This is a genomic window from Methanobrevibacter sp. (genome assembly GCF_045116495.1).
Lineage (GTDB): Archaea > Methanobacteriota > Methanobacteria > Methanobacteriales > Methanobacteriaceae > Methanocatella.
In genome coordinates this window covers 22,652-38,342 of the sequence record NZ_JBGULU010000201.1, presented here as the reverse complement: position 1 = coordinate 38,342, position 15,691 = coordinate 22,652, and the positions used below count along the sequence as shown (strand labels likewise).

The following is a 15,691-nucleotide window of genomic DNA, read 5'->3' as shown; positions in this document are numbered from 1 at the left end:
TGTATAGGACCGGTGGTCTAGGGGTATGATTCCTCTTTGACGTGGAGGAGATCACGAGTTCGAATCTCGTTCGGTCCATATGCCATGTTAGTTCAGATGGGAGAACGCTAGACTGAAGATCTAGATGTCGCTGGTTCAAGTCCGGCACATGGCATTCCTTTTTACTATTTTTAAGATATTTTTTTAGAATTAGATTATATTTTATTTGTTTTGTGGTGTTTATTTTTTAAAAAAAAGTTTTAGATTAAATGGATTGTCCACTTAATCTTTTTTTGTAAGGGTAATTGGTTTTGGGGTTACTTGAGTATTTTCTCTTAGTTCTTTGTATCGTGAAACGATTTCGTAACCGTTATCGCTTCCGATTCTATCGGCTCCACCGGTTATAATTTGGTTTGCAAATTTGTATTCGTTTATTCCCCCGTAAATTTCAATTTTAATTTTAGGAGCATGTTTCTGGAAGATGTTTATGTCATTGACATTCTCGAAGATGTGGTTTGGAGATACGAATCCTGTTGCGGTCTTAACATAATCTGCCCCTGCAATTTCAGCGGCCTTTGCAGCATTTGCCTTTTCATAATCTTCCAAAGCCTTAGTTTCAATGGTGACTTTTAAAATTTTATCACCTATTGCTTCCTTAATCTCTTTTATTTCATTTTCAATTAATTGGTATTTTTCATCTTTAAGGTGGCTTAAGTTGATAACTACATCTATTTCATCCGCTCCATTTTCAACCAAAGCAACGGCTTCTGCTTTTTTGGTTTCGCTGTCTTCAAAACCTAATGGAAATCCAACAACACTTCCTATTTTGATTTCGGTTCCGTCTAATATTTCTTTAGCTAATGGAACATATGTTGGTGATACGACAACTGAATTAAAATTAAATTCTTTAGCTTTTTCGAGAAATTCTCTCATTTCATCTTCAGTAATCATGTTGTTTAAGTTTGTGTAGTTAATGTAACTTGCTAATTCTTTTGAATTCTTAATATTATAACCTACCATATTACCACTCTCTTGATTGTTAGTATATATACGAACATATATAAATATTTTTGTTATATTATTTTCTTTTTCATGTACGGTCCGACTTTTTCGTATCCGAACTTACGATAATAATTTCTGGACCCGATTCCACTGATGATGGCCACTTCTTCATATCCATTATCAATGGATAAGTTTTCGGCTTTTTTCAGGAGTTTTTCACCAAATCCTGTGTGCTGTCCGATTTTCGGGTTTTTATCTCCGATTTTAATCATGTTACCGTAAACGTGCAGCTCACGAACAAGGGATGTCTTGTCTGTAATTTCTTTTCTGAAATGATTTTTAGATGGAAAACGAAGTCTTAAAAATCCAGCAATGCTTTCTTCATTGACATCTTCAATGGATAAAAAGTTTTCCTCACCTTCACAGGCAATGTATTTTTCCCGGAATAGTTCATAGTCATCTAAAGTGTATTCCCTGGAAGTCTTTTTATGACCTATTTCCCTGCATCTTATGCATTGGCAGTCAACATGATTTTCGGCCAGCTTATTGTAAACAAGCTCTCCCAAATTGGATTTTTTAACTCCTGCTTCTATAAGAGTTGCAGGAATGTCTCTCTGGATTCTCATTGTCCGGACCCATTTCGGAAGAATCTCTTTAACTTTTGCAATCAGTTCAACGGCTTCCTCATCTGTGTATGGGGAATATTCACCTTTCTGCCAAAGGTCGTACAGTTCACTGCCTTTCGTAACGAGACAAGGGTAAATCTTGAGCATGTCCGGTTTAAAGTTATCATCGGTGAAAAGCTGTTTGAACATTTTTAAATCCTGCGCCTCATCTACAAAAAGCCCTGGCATCATGTGCATTGCCACTTTAACTGCGGAGTCTCTTAAAAGTTGATTGGCTTCAATCACATCGGCTATTGTGTGCCCTCTTTTTATCTTTTTGTACAGTTCATCGGATAGGGTTTGAACACCAAGCTCCACTCTTGTAACTCCAAAGTCAAGCATTCTGTTAATGTGGGGTTTTTTACAATAATCAGGACGTGTTTCAAAGGTCATTCCAACACATCTAACCTTTGAATTTTCATTGGCGGCTTGAACATCACTTATTAAAACATAGTCATTTGGAGGATATGTTTTCAAAATGCCTTCTTCAAAGCCCCTTATCTCATCGTAATCCATGTTGTATTCATAATTATCAGGTTTATTTTCAATAATCAATCCAAAATCGGTCATTGCTTTTAGGCATTGTGAGACAAACCATTCCTGATAGCATAAATCTCTTGATGGGAAAGTTCCTCCCATGATGATCAATTCCACCTTGTCAATAGGGTGTCCTATTTGCTTTAGCTGCTTTAGACGGTTAAAACATTGTATGTATGGATGGAATTCATACATTCTGCCCCTGAGTGCTGCAGGTTCCTCACCAGTGTAGCTTGGAGGAGCGATTTCGCTTTCAGGACAATAGAAACATCTTCCGTGCGGACATTTGTGGGGATGACACATCACGGCAACAATTGCAACTCCGGACATTGTTCTTGTAGGCTTTTTCTTTAAGATTCCTGAAACGATTTCCTTTTCTTCAGGCTTTGCGAATTTTAAAATGTCTGCATTGCTCATAAATTTAGATAATTTCAAGTCCCGGCAAAGCTGTCTTTTTTCAACTTCAAGGTCACGTCGTGTAGATATTTTTCCATTCAATATATCTTCAATGATTATCCGACATGCTTTTTGCATTTTTTCACCTTTAAACTTCAAATAGTTAATTTTATATTATGGTTTAATTTAAATAGTTAATGATTTATAATATTATTATATAATAATTTGTAGGTGAAAATTATGAAAATTAGAGAATTTTTAGGTTCTACTGTTTTAGATAAAAATGCATACGAAGTGGGTAAAGTAGATGATATTGATTTCAACCCTGATGATGGTAAAATCGAAAAAATCACTTTAACATTACAAAAAAACATCTTCTCTAAAGACGAACTCGAAATAGATTTTGATGATGTAGCTACTATTGGAGCATATGTTATTTTAAACAAAGAAATTCCAAAAGAAGAAGATAAAGTAGAAGCTACTATTGAAATTGAAGAAGACGAAGAAGAATAAACATAAAAAGGTAATATTATGGCTTCTGATGCAAGAGATATAGAAATTACTCTTGACTCACATGTCAGATATGTTGATACTGGAACTATTGGTAAAGTTCTTGATATAAAAACTACTGATGGTGTCGATTGGGTCAAAATCGACAAAACTGACTTATGGTATCGTGCTGATTTAGTCGAAGTTCTCGATAGTAAGGATTTAAAGAAAAGATTCGATGACGGCGGCGATGATGAGCTTGATATCGAAGCACTTAAAGAAAAAGCAAACAAACTAGAAAACATGCAAATGGATTCTAGCGTTGCTGAAGGTGGGGGATAAACCTGCCTCACTTATTTTTTTTTAATTATCTACAAATAATTTAATTTTTTCTGCAAGTTTAGGGCCGATTCCCTCAATTTTTTGCAATTCGCTTTCTGAAACGCCACTCAAATCATTGCCGAAGATTTCAACCACGTTTCTTGCCCTTTTTCTACCTAACCTTTTAACGCCAACCACTAAAGGTATAATGTCATCTTTAACTCCATAGTACAGTCTTGCAGACAGGATGTCAAAGTCCCTTAAATTAGAATAATTTCCCAGCACTTCCGATGTGTTTTTTGCAAACCTGACAAGTCTTGATGCCTCATAGGCGGATCTTCTGGTTGAAGCTGAATATACGCTGTATCTGTTTTCTATTTCATATTCACTTCTTTCATTAATCCATTCAATTAATGAAACGGTTGTGGCTTCGGGATTTCCAATGTCGACTGCAAACAATCCGACTTCAGATAATTTTTCACGAACAGGATCTTTTGATTTTCTTCCCTTAAATGAAATCAAAGGCAAATCGGGAGTTTCTGCAAGAGCATAGATGAACTCTTCATTGTTCATTTCACTCATTGTTGAGATATATTCTTTGATTTTAACGGCAGTTTCAACACTGTAGTTTGACCTTGCAATCAGATTTCCAAATTCAGTAGTCTTAAGACCTTCCGGTGTAGCTCTAATTATTCCATTTTGAAGCAAAAAGCTCAATGCATTTTCAAGTTCGTATCTTAGACTGTCTTCTGCAAACAATGCCATTGAAGGATTGTTGCTCATTTGGTATCCGTAGAGAGTTTTACCGAAAAAGTCAGTTAAGTCATCAAGATTTTTAGAAAGTGTTGACGCAATCTGTGCTATAATTTGTCTGTAAATCGCATCTTTGTTGTCAACCAGTTTGGAGTTGGTCAGCTCAATTTCCCCTTCAACATAATACTCCTGTAAATTTAGAGCTTCATCCATTGTTTTGGCAATGAGATAGGAATATCCCACATCATCATACTGTGGCCTTCCAGCTCTTCCTGACATCTGTTCATAGTCAAAAACAGGAATTGGTTGAGGTCCATTGCTTGTCCATCTGGTATGGTCTCTGATAACAACAGTTTTTGAAGGCAAATTAACTCCATACATCAAACTTGGAGTTGCTGTAATCATTAAAATATTTCCTTTCCGAAATTCATCTTCAATGATTTCTTTTTGCTCATTGAACAGTCCGGCATGGTGGAATGCCACTCCCTTTTCGGCCGCTTCAGCAAGCTTAACGCATGTTGTGGTAGGAAGGGATCCTTTCCTTTTTGGAACTTCGAGGAGTTTTTGAGCAACTTCCTTGAATGCTTCCCTTTGTTTGACATTTAGTTTCTTGTTTATTTTGCCTGAAACGTAAGTGGCAAGGCTTTCGGTAAATCGCCTGGTTGATACAAATGCGAGAGCCTGTGATTTATCTTTGATTGCCTTTTCAATCACTTTTACAATAACGTCATTCTTGTTTTTGGTGTTGAACATTTCCGCATCCAGAACTTCCTTGTTCAACGGGACTGGCCTGTAGTCATGTTCAACGCATTTGCCTTCAAGCCAGCCTTCAATTTCTTCGATATTTCTCAATGTTGCAGATAGGGCAATAATTCTCATTGAAGGATTGATTATTTTGGCTCTTGTTATTGCTGCTTCAAGTGTCGGACCTCTGGTGAATTCTCCAATCATGTGAAACTCATCAATAATTAATGTATCCACATCACGTAAGTTGTCCCATGAAAATCTTGTAAGTGCATCAAAGGATTCAAAGACCATGACGGATAGGTCTGCACTACCTGGATGCTTCCCAACGCTAATACCGTGTTTTTCAAATGCTTTAAATTCTTTTACTTTTTCATTTTGTATTGAAAGAAGTGGTGCTGCATAAACTGCTTTTCCTCCATTTAAAATTGTTTTAAGTGCAGGCAGGACTCCTAAAACGGTTTTTCCACTGGCAGTTGGAATACAAATGATGTAATTTGATTTATCCTCCAAATATCCAGATTCAATCACTGCTTTTTGAGCGGGATTAAACTCTTCAATGTATGGATAAGCGCTGTTTATTATTGTTTTAATATCATCTGGTAAATTTTCCATTTTAATCAATAAAATTTATTTTTTTTATATATATTAAAAGTTTCCAGAGAGCATTTGATGAGTAATGGTGGTAACAGTTATATATAACTAATTATTAAAATAGTTTTAAATTAAAATTATAGGAGATTTTATAATGGCAATTAAAGTAGAAGTATTTTCAACTAACTCTTGTCCTCATTGCCCTGCAGCTATTGAGGCTGCTCAAGTTGCAAAAGATAAATTAGGTGATGCTATCGATGTAGAAGTATTCAAAATCGATGAAAGCATGGAAAACAGACAAAAAGCAATTGATTATCAAATCATGGCTGTCCCTACAATTGTAATTGATGGTGAAGTTACATTTGTTGGAGCACCTATGGCTGAAGAACTTATTGAAAACTTGGAATCTAAATTGTAGATTCTCTTTTTCTCTTTTTTTTATTAAAATGACTAATGATAATTATAGTGGAGTTACAACAGGAACTGTAGCTACTGCTTGTTCCCTGGCTGCTTTGGATGCAATCTTGGAAGGTCCGGATATTGCATGTGTTAAAGTCGAAACTCCAAAGAAAACATTAGACATTATCATTGACGAGTGCAAACTATTGTCGTTAAATAAGGCACAGGCTACCGCTCACAAAAATCCATACAATGATCCTGATGTTACAGTCAACTTGGACATTATTTCAACTGTAGAGCTTTTGGATAAAACTGATGAACAGTCTGATATTATCATCACAGGGGGTGTAGGTGTTGGAAAAATCACAAAGCCCGGCCTTCAGATTCCTGTTGGGGACTATGCAATAAATCCTGGACCTCGCAAAATGATTGTTAAGAATTTATGCGATAAAGTTCCTGAAGGTAAAGTAGCTAAAGTTACAATTTCCATTCCTGAAGGTGTAGAAATTGCAAGAAAAACAATGAATCCCAAATTGGGTATTGTAGGCGGAATATCCGTTCTTGGAACAACAGGAATTGCAAGGTCTATGTCCAGTGATGCCTATAAAAATTCCATTGTAACACAGATTGATGTTGCCATAGCTTCCGGAATTGAAGATTTGGTTTTCGTTCCAGGAAACATCGGGGAAAAATTAGCCATAAAGGATTTGGGAATTGGCAAAGAACAGATTATTCAGACAGGCAATTTTGTTGGTTTCATGTTTGAAGAGGCTGAAAAGCGCGGTGTCAGGAAATTTACTTACTTTGGACATATGGGTAAACTTATTAAGGTTGCAGGTGGTATTTTTGACACAAAACATGCCGTTGCCGATGGCAGACGCGAAATAATGGTTACTCATGCGGCTCTTTGTGGTGCGGATATGGAATCTCTTCAAAGATTATTCGATTCCAAAACGACCGATGATATGATGGATATCTTAAATGAAATCAATTTATCTGTGGAAGTTTCAAACAGTATTGCTTCTGCAATCCATGAAAGATGCATGCAGCGTTTTGATTTGGACTTGAATGTGATTCTAGTAGATATGGAAGGAAATTATTTAAACAATAACCACACAAAATAGTATTATAATTAGTGGAGAATTTATTTTATGAAAATAGCAATGGTTGGTCAATTTCCGCCTCATGTTGGTGGTGTAGGTGTTCATATACACACTTTATCAAAGGAACTTGTAAAACAGGGTCATGAAGTTTATGTAATCACATATCCTCATAAAAATATTCAGGACATAGATGGGATTCATGTAATAGGAACTAAAGGTCTCAATATTCCTGGTGTAAGAGGTTTGATGTTTAAGAAGAATGCAAAAAAGGCCTTGGAAAACCTTTTGGAAAAGGAGGATATTGATATTATACATGGTCATTACCTGTTCCCCGCTGGAGCAGCTGCCGTTGAAGTTGGAAATGACCACAAAATTAAGACCTATGTCACTGCACACGGTTCGGACATGTTTGAAGTATATAAGAAACAACCTATTATGCGTTCCACTTTAAAAAATGTATTGAAAAAGGCTGATGTTGTTCTTGCAGTCAGCAATGCATTAAGGCATGAAATAATTGCCACAGGAGTTTCAGGAATTGCCAACAAAACCAGGATATGTTGGAATTCAGTTGACATCGATAAGTTCTCACTTGACGCAAACGACTCCTTTAAAAAGGAATTCAATCTTGAAGACAAACCAATTGTTCTTTTTGTAGGTAATTTAATCAAAAGGAAAAACGTAGAATCATTGCTTGAAGCTAAAAAAATCGCTTATAGTGATTATTATCTGGTCGTCGTTGGAGATGGTCCGTTATATAAAAAGCTCAAAAAGAAAGTAGATGATGAAAATATTCGTGACGTGATTTTCACAGGCTCCAGAACTGATGTTGAAAACATCATTCCAAGCTGTGATGTTTTAGTATTGCCTTCATTTTCTGAAAGTTTCGGTTTGGTTTTAATTGAAGCCTTGGCCTGCGGCAAACCAGTAATCGGAAGTAATGTCGGTGGAATAACTGAAATAATAACCGATGATGTGGGTTTGCTGGTGGATCCTAATAAGATTTCATCCATTGCAGGTGCAATCGATAATGTAATCAATGATGAGGAACTAAGAAATTCCCTATCTTCACATGCAAGAGAAAGGGCAATTAATTTTTCCAAAGTCAACATTCCTTATGATGAGGTTGAACAATGAAAAAAACTGTCAGATCTCCAGGTTCTGCAACCATTATAAATGCCATTGCAACAGGTTTCGGTTCAGCATTCGGAATAGGTTTGGATATCAAATGCGAAGCAAAAACCACTAATAATTCTATTACTTGTTCCAATGATGTTGGAGCTGACAATTCCCTTATGAAACTGTGTGTTGAAAAGGTTTTTTCTCATTATAATATTGATGAAAGCGAATTTGGTATTGATTTGAAAACACAATCAACCCTGCCGATGGCATCAGGCCTGTCAAGCAGCAGCGCCTCTTCAAATGCAATTGTCAAAGTTGTCTCTTCAATTGTCAGCGAAGAGTTTAATCTAAATCCTCTAAGCGATTTGCAAGTGATTAACATGGCGATTGATGCATCACTGGATGCGGGGGTTACAATTACCGGATCATTTGATGATGCAACTGCTTCATATTTTGGAGGGGTTGTAGTAACTGACAACAGGAATAGGGAATTCATAATTAAAGAGAAAATGCAGGATTATCCCATTTTGGTTTACATGCCAAATTTCCATTCAAAATCAGGAGACTCAAATCCCGAGAGAATGAAACTGCTTGCTCCATTGGTTGAAACTGCATTCGGCTTTGCAAGACAAAAGGACTATTTTAAGGCTCTCAATTTAAATGGCCTTATTTATTCTGCAACATTGGGTTTTGATTCGACAATTGCTGTGGATGCTTTGGAGGCGGGTGCAATAGCTTCAGGTCTGTCAGGTACTGGTTCTTCATTTGTAGCGGTCGTCGGCGAGGATTCGATTGATGATGTTAAACAGTCCTGGCAAAAATATGATGGAAATGTTTTAGAAACCAAAGTGGACAATGAAGGATGTGTTCTGTTATAGGAAATTTTTATCATAATTCTTTTATACTTCATTTTTGCCTATCATAAGCATATACTTTATATAGTAGGATACTAATAAATTATATTATTATCATTATTATCAATTTGGTGATTTTTTGGCAAGTAATTATGAAATGAAAACTTTTAATAATCAACAGGAAGCTGAAGATCTTCTCAAAAAATCTAGAATTCGCATTGATGAAATTGATAATGAGTTATTTGATTTAATTTCTCAAAGAACATCTCTTGCAAATGAAATTGCTCTAGCCAAGGATTATCTTGGAATGCCAGTTTTTGATAAATCCAGGGAAGAGGAAGTTCACAGAAAAGTTGATGCACTTTGTGAAGAATTAGGTCTTGATGTTGATATTGTTGATCAAATCGTAGACATGCTAACTATATTAAGCAAGAATGAGCAGAAAAAAATTTTAAGGAGGAATGTTAATGGGCAATATTAGAACTTCATTTGTTAAACGTTTAGCAAAAGAACTTATTGAAACTCATCCGGGTGTTTTCACTACTGATTTTGATGAAAATAAAGTATTGGTACAAGAATACTCTACTGTAAGTACTAAACATTTAAGAAATAAAATTGCGGGATATGTTACAAGGCTTGTAAGGTTAGAACAAACCCAAGACTAAGCTTTTTTCATATTTTTTTTACTACTTTTTTTTTATTATAATTTTTTATTTTGTTTTGAATTTTTAATGAATTTGTATAAATTTTTTAATTTTAACTTTTGGAAATATTTAATTTTTCAATTCATATTTAATTAAAAGTTTATTAATATGGTTAGATATAAATATATATTAATATTTTTGATAACTCAAAAATAGCATATGAAATAGGTGAATTTAATGGATTTAATAGTAGCGAAATTTGGAGGAACCTCGGTTGGAGATGGTTCCAGGATAAAAAAAGCGGCGCAGTCCGTAGTAAATGAATATATGAAAGGTAATCAGGTAGTAGTTGTAGTTTCTGCAGTTAACAAGACTACTGATGAGTTAATTGACTTGTCAAATGAAGCAATCGGTTCAAGTTTAACTGACAAACAGAAGGCAGAAATTATGGCTATGGGTGAATTAACCAGTGCTAGATTATTCTCAGCAACTATTGAATCATTAGGAGTAAAGTCAGAATTCATTGACCCTTATAATGAATTATGGCCAATTATTACAGATTCCAATTCTCTTGAGGCTAAAATAGATTTTAGCACAACTAACAAGAAGATTAATGGTATTGAAAATCTCATTAGCCAAGGAATTATTCCAGTTATTTGTGGATTTTTAGGAAAAGGACCTAGCGGTGAAATCACAACCTTGGGAAGAGGTGGAAGTGACATTTCAGCATTTTTAATCGGACATTGCTTGAATGCAAATGAAGTGATTATTGTTACAGATGTTGATGGTGTAATGTCTACTGACCCTAATAAAATTGAAGAAGCTGAACTGTTAGATGAAATATCTGTTGAAGAAATGAGGGATTTGGCGACACACGGTGCGCAAGTTTTACATCCTTATGCATTAAAATATAAAGATCCATTAATAAGTGCAAAAATTATTAACTTCGCTAATGGCGATTTAAGTTCAAAGGGTACCCGTATCACAGGACCTTTTGAAGGTGATATATTGAAATCAGTATCACTTTACAAGGACCCTATTTCACTCATAGTTCTTGTTGGAGAGGCTATGCTAAAAAAAGTTGGACTTCTTGCAGATATAACAGGTTGTCTGGCTAAAAATAACATTAATATATTTGGAATTTCTGCAGGTCAAAATTCTATTACAACATTTATCAATAAGAAGGATTCAGAACAGGCTTATCATATTTTACATAATTTAGTGGTAGAGACTGATATATTAAGTTCCCTGTCATTAGGCAGAGATACTGGAATGATTACTTTAGTTAGTCCAGATATTATTGAAACCCCAGGTATTATTTCAGGAATTACAGAACCACTTAGAAAAAATAACATTAATATTGTTGAAATCACATCATCCCAAACAGCAGTTGTATTATTTGTTGATTGGAAAGATGGAGAAAAAGCATGCAATTTAGTTAACGAGGTTTTAAAATGAAATTTGAAGGAACATATGTCGCAATGGTAACTCCTTTTGATAAAGACAGAAATATTGATGAGGAAGGATTCCGTTCAAACATCAATTTCTTAATCGATCAAGGGGTAGATGGATTGGTTGGAGCAGGAACCACAGGTGAATCAGCTACAATTACTCATGAAGAACATCAAAAAATCATTGAAATTTTGGTAGATGAAGTGGATGGAAGAGTTGAAACCATCGCAGGTACAGGAAGTAATGCAACTTCCGAAGCAATTTCACTTACTAAGTTTTCTGCTGATGTTGGTGCTGATGCTGCATTATTGATTACTCCATATTACAATAAACCGCAACAGCATGCTTTAGTGAACCATTACGGTTCTGTTGCAGAATCTTGTGACATTCCAATTATCGCTTATAACGTTCCATCACGTACAGGATGTGACATTGCTGTTGAAACTGCAGTTGAACTCGCTAAAATTGATGGTGTTGAAGCTATCAAAGAAGCCAGCGGAAGTGTTGATAAAGTATCAGATATCTATAGGGCACTTTCTTTGGAAGGACTTGAAGATGATTTCAATATTCTTTCCGGTGAAGATTCATTAACATTGCCTCTTATGGCAGTTGGAGCAACCGGTGTAATCAGTGCATCTGCAAATATCGATGCAAAAAGAATGGTTTTAATGGTCAACAGTGTTTTAAATGATGATTATACAAGAGCATTTGAGCTTCACTATGAAATGCTTGATTTAATAAGAGCTCTTTTCGTTGAAAGTAATCCGGTTCCTGTTAAAACTGCAATGAATTTAATGGGACTTCCATCTGGACCTCTTAGACAACCATTATGTGAAATGCAAGATGCAAACTTGGAAATTCTTAAAAAAGCATTGAAAGAATCTGATTTAATTTAGTTGGTATTATTATGATTAAAGTCGCAGTTACTGGAGCTGCAGGAAGAATGGGCTCCGGTATTATTAGAAAAATTACAGAACAAGATGATATGGAAGTAGTTGCAGCTATTGAAATGCCTAACACTCCTCTTGCAGGAAAAGATGCAGGTCTTCAGGCAGGCATCGATGAATTAGGTGTTGAAATTACTGGTTCTGAAGCTTTAGAGGAAACTTTAAAAGCATCCGGCGCTGATGTATTGGTAGATTTTACCATTGCTCCTGCTGCTGTCAATGCAATTAAAGTAGCTACTTCATGTGGAGTGAATGTCGTTGTTGGAACAACAGGTTTTACTGAAGAGCAAATGGCTGAAAACATTAAAAATGTTAAAGAGAATAATGTTGGTGCAGTAATTTCATCAAACATGGCCATTGGAGTAAACGTATTCTTCAACACTTTAAAGAAATTGGCTCCACTTTTATATGATTATGACATTGAAATAATTGAAGCGCATCACAATCAGAAAAAAGATGCGCCTTCAGGAACTGCAATGACTGCTTTTGAAGTAATTGCAAAGGAATTGGATCGTGACCCTGAAGAAGTTGGAGTTTACGGAAGAAAAGGTTTGGTAGGCAAAAGAACTTCTGAAGAAATTGGTGTTCATGCAATTCGTGGTGGAGACATTGTAGGAGACCACACAGTAATGTTTGTTGGTGACGGTGAAAGATTGGAAGTTAAACATCAGGCACATACCAGAGAAGTATTCATTGCCGGTGTTATCAGAGCTATTAGATATGTTCCTACTGCTCAAAAAGGTATTGTTAGCAGTATGAATGATGTTTTAGGATTAGAATAGGTGATTTATATGGTTAATGTTGGTGTACTTGGCGCAACTGGTATGGTAGGTCAAAGATTTATCAAATTGCTTGAAAACCATCCAGATTTTGAAGTTACAGCTTTGGCGGCGTCTTCACGTTCTGCTGGTAAAAGATATGAAGATGCAACAACCTGGTATCTTGACAGCGAGATGCCTGAATCCGTAAAAGACATAAAGGTTATTGAAACTAATCCTGAAGCAATGGACAATGATGTGGATATTGTATTTTCATCCCTTCCTGCTGATTTTGCACTGACTGTTGAAAAAGCATATGCAAAGGACTATGTTGTTGCAAGTAATGCAAGTGCGCACAGGATGAAGAAAAATATTCCATTGGTGATTCCTGAAGTTAATCCTGAATGCTTAGACATGATTGATGCTCAGCAAAAAGAAAATGATTGGGACGGATTCATTGTAACCAATCCTAATTGTTCAACTATTGCTTTAGCTTTAACATTAAAACCTATTGTTGATAATTTTGATGTTAAATCAGTTAGAGTATCAACAATGCAAGCTGTATCTGGCGCAGGCTATAATGGAGTTCCTTCAATGGCTATTGTTGATAATCTCGTTCCGTTCATTGGTGGGGAAGAGGAAAAAATGGAAAGCGAATCACTCTATCTGTTGGGTTCATTCGATGGTACTGATGTAATTAATGCAGATTTCAAATTGAGTGCTTCATGTCATAGGGTACCCGTTATTGATGGTCATACCGAAGCGGTATTTATTGAATTGGCTGATGATTTTGACATTGCTGATGTCAGTGACAAAATGGCAAACTTCAAAGGTTTACCACAAGAACTAAATTTATTCTCAGCTCCTGAAAATCCAGTAATTGTTAAAGAAGAAGATGACAGGCCACAGCCTAGAATGGACAGAAACGCAAGCAATGGTATGGCAGTTACTGTTGGAAGATTGAGAAAAGACCAAGCATTTGATAATAGTTTTAAATATGTTCTTGTTGGACATAATACTATTCGTGGTGCTGCTGGAGCTTCAATCTTGAATGCTGAATTAATTAATGATAAAATACTCTAATTTTATCAATTTTTTTCTTCTATTTTTTTTAATTTTTTTTGTTTTTTCTATCTTTTTTCTTATTGTTTTTATTTTCTTTTTTTGGTTAATTTAAGGGTTTAATTTAAATAGTATAAAATAAATAATTTATAGCAAGGAATTATATTGTACAATATATCGAAATATTCAAATTCATAAATTTTCAATAATTTGAATTCGATATTGGGATAAAATTTAAACTAAGGGATAGAATGGAAATAGGAATTGATGCTGAAAAAGATACTCTACAATCTTTAATTCGGTCTTGCCTATTAGAGCTTAATAAGTTAAAGTTGGACTTAACTGAGCTTGAAGTTGAGAAAGCTAATGATAAAACTCCACAAAGGATAAAAGAACTCGAAAAAGATATTGTAGAAAAAGAAAGAGAAGTTTCTGTTATAAAATTTAAAGCAGAAGATGAAATTAATCTTTTGAAAAAACAACTCGAAGAAAAGGATAGCCTAATCAAAAATCAAGAGGACAGAATCTATGAATTGGATTATGTAAATAATTCTCTTGATGAAATTAAGGAATATTTTGCTGAACAGTTAAGAGAATATAAGAAAAAAGAGTTGGCTGAAGTTAATGAAAGATTAAATGAATCTTTTAAAAGTGTAGCAGAAAAAGAAGCTCAAATCAATTCACTTTCAAGATCTATTGATGAATATAAAATCAAAGTTATCAAATTGGAAAATAATGTAGAGTCCAAAACTCAGATCTTGGAACTTGAAAAACAGCTTGAGCTTAAAAATAACGAACTTATTTTAAAAGACAATGAGTTATCTAAAAAAGATGACCAGCTTGATATATTAAAGCAACAAACTATTCCTAAACAGGAATATGATAATCTCCAGTCTGATTTTGAATCTAAGATTGATGAAATGAATGATGAGATTACTACTTTAAAAGAGAATACTGTCCCTAAAGAAGATTATACTAATCTTCAAACTCTCTATGAAAATGAGATGGTTAGTTTTGATAAACAAATTAGCACTCTTAAAGAAAATACTATCCCTAAAGATGATTATCTCACCCTTCAATCCAGAATGGAGACTGAATTGGCATCAAAAGATACTCAAATTGAATATTTGGAAGAAAATACTGTTCCTCATGAAGTATTGGTTACACTCCAAAATAAGTTGGAAAGTGAAATTGCTTCTAAAGAACAAGAGCTTGAACTTTTAAAGCAAAAAACTGTTCCTCGTGAAGAATTTATCACACTCAAAAATAATTTGGAAAGTGAAATTGCTTCTAAAGAAAATGAGCTTGAACTTTTAAAGCAAAAAACTGTTCCTCGTGATGATTATCTTTCTCTTCAATCTGAAATTGGATCTAAGGAAAAAGAGTTGGAGTATGTAAAGCAGAATACTGTTCCTCGTGATGATTATCTTTCTCTTCAATCTGAAGTCAACTCCAAGGAAAATGAGCTCAAATATTTAAAACAGAATACTGTTCCTCGTGAAGATTACCTCAATCTTCAAAATGAGTTAAACAGGAAAAATGATAAAATCAAAAGATTGGAAGAGATTAATACTTTCTTTAATGAGCTTCAAGAAGAGCAAGAAGCTTATGATACAATTGAAAGAACTCCTCCTTTCAGGTTGGAGAAAAAACAACATAGATAATTTTTATTATTCAAATTCCTTAATTGGAATGGGTTTCTGAGTCTAATGGGATTTAATTATCCCATTTGTTTTTTATTTTTTAGTTTTTTCTATATTTCTGTCCATTCATCTACCTGTCCCAATAATTTTTATCATTCCTTAAACTTATCCTATTGTTTAATCATCAGAGCCTATAATAATTTTAATGGTTTAGTTTTGTGATGTCAAAA

General features: G+C 34.7%; 16 protein-coding genes and 2 tRNA genes. 15 read left to right on the top strand and 3 right to left on the bottom strand.

The annotated features are described in order from the left end of the window. Positions 1-6 precede the first annotated feature (6 nt). Positions 7-78: transfer RNA gene (locus tag ACJMLH_RS10775), tRNA-Val, on the top strand. A gap of 3 nt (positions 79-81) precedes the next feature. Further along, a tRNA-Phe gene (locus ACJMLH_RS10770) sits at positions 82-154 on the top strand. A 107-nt stretch (positions 155-261) separates the two neighbouring features. Here ACJMLH_RS10770 and deoC read toward each other — a convergent pair. Continuing rightward, positions 262-999, bottom strand: a complete 738-nt coding sequence (gene deoC, locus ACJMLH_RS10765) for a deoxyribose-phosphate aldolase (RefSeq protein ID WP_405277580.1) — start codon at positions 997-999, stop codon at positions 262-264. A 53-nt stretch (positions 1,000-1,052) separates the two neighbouring features. Next, entirely contained in the window at positions 1,053-2,717 is a 1,665-nt protein-coding gene (locus tag ACJMLH_RS10760; protein ID WP_405277577.1) for a tRNA uridine(34) 5-carboxymethylaminomethyl modification radical SAM/GNAT enzyme Elp3, read from the bottom strand. Positions 2,718-2,819: 102 nt separating this feature from the next. Between ACJMLH_RS10760 and ACJMLH_RS10755 the strand changes: the two genes are divergently transcribed. Further along, positions 2,820-3,092, top strand: a complete 273-nt coding sequence (locus ACJMLH_RS10755; RefSeq protein WP_405277575.1) for a PRC-barrel domain-containing protein — start codon at positions 2,820-2,822, stop codon at positions 3,090-3,092. 18 nt (positions 3,093-3,110) lie between these two features. Continuing rightward, on the top strand, positions 3,111-3,410 hold the full coding sequence (locus ACJMLH_RS10750; RefSeq protein WP_405277572.1) for a DUF2098 domain-containing protein: 300 nt from the start codon (positions 3,111-3,113) through the stop codon (positions 3,408-3,410). A 21-nt stretch (positions 3,411-3,431) separates the two neighbouring features. Here the strand turns inward: ACJMLH_RS10750 and ACJMLH_RS10745 are convergent, their stop codons facing one another. Further along, a complete protein-coding gene (locus tag ACJMLH_RS10745; RefSeq protein ID WP_405277570.1) occupies positions 3,432-5,510 on the bottom strand; it encodes a DEAD/DEAH box helicase in 2,079 nt (692 codons plus the stop codon). A 124-nt stretch (positions 5,511-5,634) separates the two neighbouring features. Here ACJMLH_RS10745 and ACJMLH_RS10740 point away from each other — a divergent pair, with 124 nt between their 5' ends. The 11 genes from ACJMLH_RS10740 to ACJMLH_RS10690 all read left to right on the top strand — a co-directional run bounded on the left by ACJMLH_RS10740 (position 5,635) and on the right by ACJMLH_RS10690 (position 15,482). Then, a complete protein-coding gene (locus ACJMLH_RS10740) occupies positions 5,635-5,898 on the top strand; it encodes a thioredoxin family protein (RefSeq protein WP_405277567.1) in 264 nt (87 codons plus the stop codon). A 28-nt stretch (positions 5,899-5,926) separates the two neighbouring features. Next, the gene (gene cbiD, locus ACJMLH_RS10735) at positions 5,927-7,003 is read left to right on the top strand and encodes a cobalt-precorrin-5B (C(1))-methyltransferase CbiD (protein ID WP_405277564.1); all 1,077 of its coding nucleotides are present in this window, start codon (positions 5,927-5,929) and stop codon (positions 7,001-7,003) included. Between the two features lie 27 nt (positions 7,004-7,030). Then, entirely contained in the window at positions 7,031-8,116 is a 1,086-nt protein-coding gene (locus tag ACJMLH_RS10730) for a glycosyltransferase family 4 protein (RefSeq protein WP_405277561.1), read from the top strand. Then, positions 8,113-8,979: a shikimate kinase gene (locus ACJMLH_RS10725; RefSeq protein ID WP_405277558.1), complete on the top strand. Its 867-nt coding sequence runs from the start codon at positions 8,113-8,115 to the stop codon at positions 8,977-8,979. The genes ACJMLH_RS10730 and ACJMLH_RS10725 overlap by 4 nt, the downstream gene beginning before the upstream one ends. A gap of 115 nt (positions 8,980-9,094) precedes the next feature. Next, positions 9,095-9,436 (top strand): chorismate mutase, encoded by a 342-nt coding sequence (locus ACJMLH_RS10720; RefSeq protein WP_405277556.1) that lies wholly within the window; start codon positions 9,095-9,097, stop codon positions 9,434-9,436. Further along, positions 9,423-9,620, top strand: a complete 198-nt coding sequence (locus tag ACJMLH_RS10715; RefSeq protein ID WP_405277553.1) for a 30S ribosomal protein S17e — start codon at positions 9,423-9,425, stop codon at positions 9,618-9,620. Before ACJMLH_RS10720 ends, ACJMLH_RS10715 begins: the two co-directional genes overlap by 14 nt. Positions 9,621-9,836: 216 nt before the next feature. Beyond that, complete coding sequence (locus ACJMLH_RS10710; protein WP_405277550.1) at positions 9,837-11,057, top strand: aspartate kinase; 1,221 nt, start codon at positions 9,837-9,839, stop codon at positions 11,055-11,057. Further along, a complete protein-coding gene (dapA, locus tag ACJMLH_RS10705) occupies positions 11,054-11,947 on the top strand; it encodes a 4-hydroxy-tetrahydrodipicolinate synthase (RefSeq protein ID WP_405277547.1) in 894 nt (297 codons plus the stop codon). The genes ACJMLH_RS10710 and dapA overlap by 4 nt, the downstream gene beginning before the upstream one ends. Before the next feature lie 11 nt (positions 11,948-11,958). Continuing rightward, positions 11,959-12,780: a 4-hydroxy-tetrahydrodipicolinate reductase gene (gene dapB / locus ACJMLH_RS10700; RefSeq protein ID WP_405277544.1), complete on the top strand. Its 822-nt coding sequence runs from the start codon at positions 11,959-11,961 to the stop codon at positions 12,778-12,780. Positions 12,781-12,789: 9 nt separating this feature from the next. Continuing rightward, on the top strand, positions 12,790-13,839 hold the full coding sequence (gene asd, locus ACJMLH_RS10695; protein WP_405277541.1) for an aspartate-semialdehyde dehydrogenase: 1,050 nt from the start codon (positions 12,790-12,792) through the stop codon (positions 13,837-13,839). Positions 13,840-14,069: 230 nt separating this feature from the next. Then, complete coding sequence (locus tag ACJMLH_RS10690; RefSeq protein ID WP_405277538.1) at positions 14,070-15,482, top strand: hypothetical protein; 1,413 nt, start codon at positions 14,070-14,072, stop codon at positions 15,480-15,482. Positions 15,483-15,691: the final 209 nt, after the last annotated feature.

Bases quoted from the DNA above. Each gene is read 5' to 3' on its own strand.
- deoC (WP_405277580.1), bottom strand. From the start codon at position 999: ATGGTAGGTTATAATATTAAGAATTCAAAAGAATTAGCAAGTTACATT.
- ACJMLH_RS10760 (WP_405277577.1), bottom strand. From the start codon at position 2,717: ATGCAAAAAGCATGTCGGATAATCATTGAAGATATATTGAATGGAAAA.
- ACJMLH_RS10755 (WP_405277575.1), top strand. From the start codon at position 2,820: ATGAAAATTAGAGAATTTTTAGGTTCTACTGTTTTAGATAAAAATGCA.
- ACJMLH_RS10750 (WP_405277572.1), top strand. From the start codon at position 3,111: ATGGCTTCTGATGCAAGAGATATAGAAATTACTCTTGACTCACATGTC.
- ACJMLH_RS10740 (WP_405277567.1), top strand. From the start codon at position 5,635: ATGGCAATTAAAGTAGAAGTATTTTCAACTAACTCTTGTCCTCATTGC.
- cbiD (WP_405277564.1), top strand. From the start codon at position 5,927: ATGACTAATGATAATTATAGTGGAGTTACAACAGGAACTGTAGCTACT.
- ACJMLH_RS10730 (WP_405277561.1), top strand. From the start codon at position 7,031: ATGAAAATAGCAATGGTTGGTCAATTTCCGCCTCATGTTGGTGGTGTA.
- ACJMLH_RS10725 (WP_405277558.1), top strand. From the start codon at position 8,113: ATGAAAAAAACTGTCAGATCTCCAGGTTCTGCAACCATTATAAATGCC.
- ACJMLH_RS10715 (WP_405277553.1), top strand. From the start codon at position 9,423: ATGGGCAATATTAGAACTTCATTTGTTAAACGTTTAGCAAAAGAACTT.
- ACJMLH_RS10710 (WP_405277550.1), top strand. From the start codon at position 9,837: ATGGATTTAATAGTAGCGAAATTTGGAGGAACCTCGGTTGGAGATGGT.
- dapA (WP_405277547.1), top strand. From the start codon at position 11,054: ATGAAATTTGAAGGAACATATGTCGCAATGGTAACTCCTTTTGATAAA.
- dapB (WP_405277544.1), top strand. From the start codon at position 11,959: ATGATTAAAGTCGCAGTTACTGGAGCTGCAGGAAGAATGGGCTCCGGT.
- asd (WP_405277541.1), top strand. From the start codon at position 12,790: ATGGTTAATGTTGGTGTACTTGGCGCAACTGGTATGGTAGGTCAAAGA.
- ACJMLH_RS10690 (WP_405277538.1), top strand. From the start codon at position 14,070: ATGGAAATAGGAATTGATGCTGAAAAAGATACTCTACAATCTTTAATT.